Source organism: Dietzia sp. SYD-A1, from assembly GCF_015356725.1.
Taxonomy (GTDB): Bacteria; Actinomycetota; Actinomycetes; order Mycobacteriales; family Mycobacteriaceae; genus Dietzia.
Window position 1 is genome coordinate 1 of sequence record NZ_JADDKI010000168.1, and the last position, 5,107, is coordinate 5,107.

Consider the following 5,107-nt stretch of genomic DNA (forward strand, 5'->3'; position numbering starts at 1 on the left):
CGACGAGGCCGTGCCGGCTGCCGGCCGGCGCGTGCGCGGCGAGCCAGTCCGAGACCTCACCCGCGCGGAGGACCGCGGCCTGCTCGAGTTCGATCTCCGACACCGGCTCGGGTGCGCCCTCCGGGAGGAACGCCGAGAGGAAGCGGTCTCGAGCCTGGGGGCCGAACTCCAGCCGGTCGAACAGGGCGTTGACGTCCGCCCGCTCGGGCAGACGCCGGGTGAGTTCATCCAACTGAACGCCGAGGTCGAGGTCCCGGGTCAGTTCGGTGATGCGACGGTTGAGCTGCACCTGCGGGAGGTGTTCGCGGAAGCTCTCCCCCACTTTGCCCTTGACCTCATCTGCGTGCGCGATGAGTTCCGACAGGCTGCCGTACTGGACGATCCACTTCGCCGCTGTCTTGTCGCCCACCTTGGGCACACCGGGGAGGTTGTCGGAGGTGTCGCCGCGCAGCGCGGCGACATCGGGGTACTGCGCGGGGGTCACCCCGTACTTGGCCTCCACCGCGTCCGGGGTGAATCGGGCGAGCTCCGAGACCCCCTTGACCGGGTAGAGCACGGTCACCTCCTCGGAGACCAGCTGCAGCGCGTCGCGGTCACCGGTGCAGATGAGCGTCTCGGCACCGGTCGCCTGGGTGGCCAGGGTCGCGATGATGTCATCGGCCTCGTGCCCTTCCAGGGACAGCGTGCGGACCCCGAGTGCCACCAGCGCCTCCTGGATCAACTCGACCTGTCCCTTGAACTCCTCGGGAGCCGTCGAACGCGTGGACTTGTACTCCGGGTACTCGGCCGTCCGATGCAGGGTCGCCCTGGAGACGTCGAACGCCACCGCCAGGTGGGTGGGTTCCTCTGTGGTGACCAGGTTGGCGACCATCGACAGGAAGCCGTAGACCGCGTTGGTGTGCTGCCCGGAGGCCGTGGAGAAGTTCTCTGCAGGAAGGGCGTAGAACGCACGGAACGCCAGCGAGTGCCCGTCGAGGAGCAACAGACGGGTGGGGCCCTGCGCCTCGGAGGCGTCGCTGGACGCGGTGGCTGCGGCGGAACTGGCTTCGGCGGTCTGGCTCGTGGTGCTCACACGGCCACTCTAGGGCGGGCGTCGGACAGCCGCTCACCGGTCGTCGGTTAGACTCCTCCACCAGCGGCTCGCCGCGATCGCCCCCGTAGCCCAATTGGCAGAGGCAACGGATTCAAAACCCGTCCAGTGTCGGTTCGAGTCCGACCGGGGGCACCACTACGCCGCAGCTCACTCCGACGTTATCGGCTGGTGTGAGGCAACGAAGATCTCCGTCGAACCCCTCCGGGGAGCACGCATTCTCCAACCTAGCTGCGTCCGAACAGTGCCAGAACCGACGATCCGGATCCGGGTTCCGGACCCACGGGCGGCGGCTCGGAGAGATCGGGGCCGGGCTCAGGAATCGTCACCTGGGTGGGTGGCACGAGCCCCAGGTAGTAGGTCGTGGCCAACAACCGACTGTCCGTGGTCCCGTCCCCGCCTTCACACTGCCACTCGATACCGAGCGGACCGACCCCCGCGTTCTGCACCAACTCGACCGAACTGTTCGGCGAGACGGTGACGGTCGGCCCCGGATACGGGGCGAGGCCGGTGTAGTTGCCCTCCGCGTCGGTCGGGCGGGCTTCGAAGGAGCACTCGAACGATGAGGTGCTGGACTTGTTCGTCCAGGTGGTCTTCAGCGACCACGCGGCGTACCCCTTCTCCGCCGTTGCTGCCAGTGCAATCGGTCCGCTGTCCGGCGCCGGGGGCGGAGGCGGAGGCGTGTACCCGGGAGGGCCTGCGAGCGGCGTCCCGGTGGAACCAGCCAGGTCAACCCCGATGGCGTCGGTGAAGATCGCGCCTGTGACATCGGCGTAGATCCTCGCACCCGTCAGATCCGCGCCCGTGAAGTCCGCACCCGTCAGGTCGGCCATGTTGAACTGCGCGTTGGTCAGATCCGCGTCAGCGAATGTCGCGTCCCGTGCATTGGTCTGCCACAACCGGGCGCCGGTGAGGACTGCACCCGTCGCGTCCAGCATCTGCATACCGGCATTGTTGAAGTACGCGCCGACGGCGGAGACCGATCGCAGATTCGCGGCAGCCAGATCAGCACCGGAGAAATCGGTGCCTACGGGGAATGCGCGCCCCTCCATGTTCACGCGTTCGAATTCTCCACTCACCCAGAGCACGTCGACGAACGGTGGGGTGGAGAGGTCGTAGCCACTCAGGTCCGCACCGAAGCAACTGGCGTTCACGCCTCGGACATAGGGCAGGGTGCACCCGGGGACGGTGACACCGCTGCTGTCCACAATCGGGTCCGCCGGAGCGGCATACGCCGCGGGCAGCGCAGGCCAGAGACCCGCCGCGACGACGAGCGCCACGACGCCCACCCGTAGTGCGCCCCGCCCTGATACCGACCCGAAGCTAATGACAGACGTGGACATCGGTGGGATTCCTGACGCTCTGGCCCTCGACCGGGGAAGACCCCCGTGACTACGCCAATGGTTACCACGGATCTCGCGGATTCATGAGCGTTACTCGACTGGACGACGAGGCCGGGCGGCGCTGCGTGGACGGCTACCGGTGGCCGGCCCCGTCCGCCCCCCGTAACCGGGCACTCAGCGCGGGGAGATCGAGGGACGGGGTGTCCACGAGCAGTTCGATCAACCCCGCGGCCTCGTCCGCCGTCCAGCCCGCCAGACGCAGGTTCCGGTCGGCCTTCGCGCGGATCGCCTCTTCGGGGACCGGCCGCCCGGCCCCTCCGAGGGCGTCGCGGACCGTTGCCGTGAGCACCCGACCGTCTGTGGTCCGCGCGTCGACACGAGCCGGGTACCGGGCGGGGAACCCGGAATCATCCCAGAGCTCGTAGGTCATCCGGCCTGCAACGGCCGCCCGCTGCCCACCGATCGGGTCGGTGAACAGGGAGTTCCTGACCTCGCCGTCCACCAACCGAGCCGCGAGGACGTACGGGAGGCTCCACCGCGCGTCGTGTCCGCTCGGGGGTGACTGTCTGGCACCCCACGGTTCGGCGATCACCGGTGCGGCCCCGGTGGGGACGTGACAATGGAGACTGTCGATGTCGGCCGGCCGGAGGCCCTCCTCGAGTAACTGTTCGACGGCCTCCACGAACGGATGGATGAAGTGACAACACGGGATCAGCTTGTACGCGGCGTCCGGGAGATGCCATTTGTCACCGAGGTCGCCCAGCAGCACGTCGAGCCTGGCCGGCGCCTCGGGATCGTCCGCGAACAAGGTGTAGAAGCCGTGGTCGCCGTCGAGAACTCTCGACGGCCCGGTGATCCCCGCCCGGGCGAGCTCCGCCGCCCACAGTCCCGAATGTGCGGCCCACGCCGGCTGTGCGGCCTTGACCGTCGCCCCCTCCGCGAGGAAGGCGAACGTTCCGCCGGGTTGGCTGCCGGCGATGCCTAGGGCGTCGGCGCCGTTATCCGTGTCCCCTCGGATCAGGATCGACACCAGTGCGGCGGCGAACGGGCCGGCGGCGCTCGTGGTCTGGAAGCCGCGGGACTGCAGCGTTCCCGGGCTGGCCAGGCCCATCCGGATGAGGACCTCCCACCCGACGGCATAGGCGGCGGTCATCCGGTCGCCGTCCGCGCCACTGGACTCGGCCGCGGCCAGCGCCGCCGACGTCAGGGTCGAACTCCCGTGCATCACCGAGGCGACGTGGGTGTCGTCGAACTCCAGGGAGTGGATGAGGGCACCGTTGGCCAGAGCCGCGACCGGGGCCGGTGCGCCGTCCTGTCGTCCGAGGACGGTGCAGGGGCCGTGACCGGACGAGTCGGCGATGCTGGTGACTGTCCTGACAGGACCGCTGACGGATCCCAGGATCCCGACGCCCAGGCTGTCGAGCAGATGGAGCCTGGCGGACGCCAGGACGGGGTCGGGGACCGAGGTCATCGCCTCCGCGGCCGCTGCCACCAGCTTCTCCGACAGCGTCAGTCCGCCGTCGAGCACAGGATTCACGTTCGAGTTCATCGACAGGCCTCCGGGAGGAGTGAGGTCAAGACTGCTGACCACGGTGCGTTCCCCGCCACCTCGCCGTTGACGATCTGCGCGGCGACGCCGGCGAAGTCGGGAAGGTGCCTGGACGTGAGGTCCGCCGCCTTCTGTAGCACCTCGGCCTCGCCCAATGGCCTGTCCGGACCGCCGACGGCGCTGAGGCATTCGGCGTCTCGCCGCGACCCGTCGGTGTATCGGACCGTCACCCTGGCGGGACGGTCGTGGGGCGGTTCCGGCAGGGGGTCGTACGGCGTCAGCTGGACTAGATCACGCAGTGCCGCGACAGTGGGGTCGCCCAGACCGCCGGAGGCGAAGACGCGGGCGTCACCGGACCCGGACGCCAGGACCGCCGCGACGACGTGCGGAACGGAGAACTTGCCACCCAGGGCCGTGGTCGGGGCGCGGTCGTCGAGGGCCATCGCCAGCGGATGGGTGGCCACCTCGATCGCCGCCACCTCGTCGGGGGACGGAAGCGGCGCTCCGCCGGTGATCTCCAGCGCGCACTCGAGGGCCGCGTGGGTGTACTGACAGGCGGCGTACCGTTTGTGGTAACCGTCGATGATGGCCCATGAGTCGCGCTCGGATGCCAGCTCTGCGGGATCGACGCTCTGCCCGTAGGTCGAACCGAAGACGTCGAACAGCGTGACGGCGTCTCCGCGGAGGCCGGCTGCGGCGGCGTCGGAGGCGAGGAATCCCAGCACCGCTCCTCCCCCGGCCCAGACGTTGCGGACCTGGGCTCCCACCGTGGCGTGACGGAACGGCCCGGCCATGCTCATGGTGGCCGCCGCGTCCACCGCGCCGAGGACGGCCCCACCGCTCCGCGTCCTGAGCCAGGTCACCGCCGCGGCGGCGCCGATCGGCGACAGAGTGGCGTGCGGATGCAGGGTCAGCGGACGAGGTGCGGGAAACCCCCTGGCCACCGCCGTGGCGACCTCATAGCCGACGACCACCGCATTGAGAAGGTCGTCGACCGACGCATCGGTGACCTCGGCCTCGGCCATCGCGGCGGGAATGGCGTACAGCCCTCCATGACACGTCGCGGGCCGGTACCCCTCGTCCAGCTCGTCCCATCCTGCCGCGACGGCGTTCGCCGCCGCGGCC

The 5,107-nt window shown here is 69.6% G+C and carries 4 protein-coding genes and 1 tRNA gene; 1 reads left to right on the top strand and 4 read right to left on the bottom strand.

Annotated elements, in window-relative coordinates:
• A partial coding sequence (locus IY392_RS07820) for a 5'-3' exonuclease H3TH domain-containing protein (protein ID WP_309234031.1) occupies positions 1-1,072 on the bottom strand: 1,072 nt, incomplete at its 3' end.
• A 79-nt stretch (positions 1,073-1,151) separates the two neighbouring features.
• Between IY392_RS07820 and IY392_RS07825 the strand changes: the two genes are divergently transcribed.
• A tRNA-Leu gene (locus IY392_RS07825) sits at positions 1,152-1,228 on the top strand.
• A gap of 89 nt (positions 1,229-1,317) precedes the next feature.
• Here IY392_RS07825 and IY392_RS07830 read toward each other — a convergent pair.
• The 3 genes from IY392_RS07830 to IY392_RS07840 all read right to left on the bottom strand — a co-directional run.
• The gene (locus tag IY392_RS07830; RefSeq protein ID WP_194860901.1) at positions 1,318-2,433 is read right to left on the bottom strand and encodes a pentapeptide repeat-containing protein; all 1,116 of its coding nucleotides are present in this window, start codon (positions 2,431-2,433) and stop codon (positions 1,318-1,320) included.
• A gap of 133 nt (positions 2,434-2,566) precedes the next feature.
• The gene (locus tag IY392_RS07835) at positions 2,567-3,982 is read right to left on the bottom strand and encodes an MmgE/PrpD family protein (RefSeq protein WP_194860902.1); all 1,416 of its coding nucleotides are present in this window, start codon (positions 3,980-3,982) and stop codon (positions 2,567-2,569) included.
• Positions 3,979-5,107 (bottom strand): MmgE/PrpD family protein (locus tag IY392_RS07840; protein WP_194860903.1); only part of this gene is annotated, 1,129 nt, incomplete at its 5' end. The genes IY392_RS07840 and IY392_RS07835, both read right to left, overlap by 4 nt.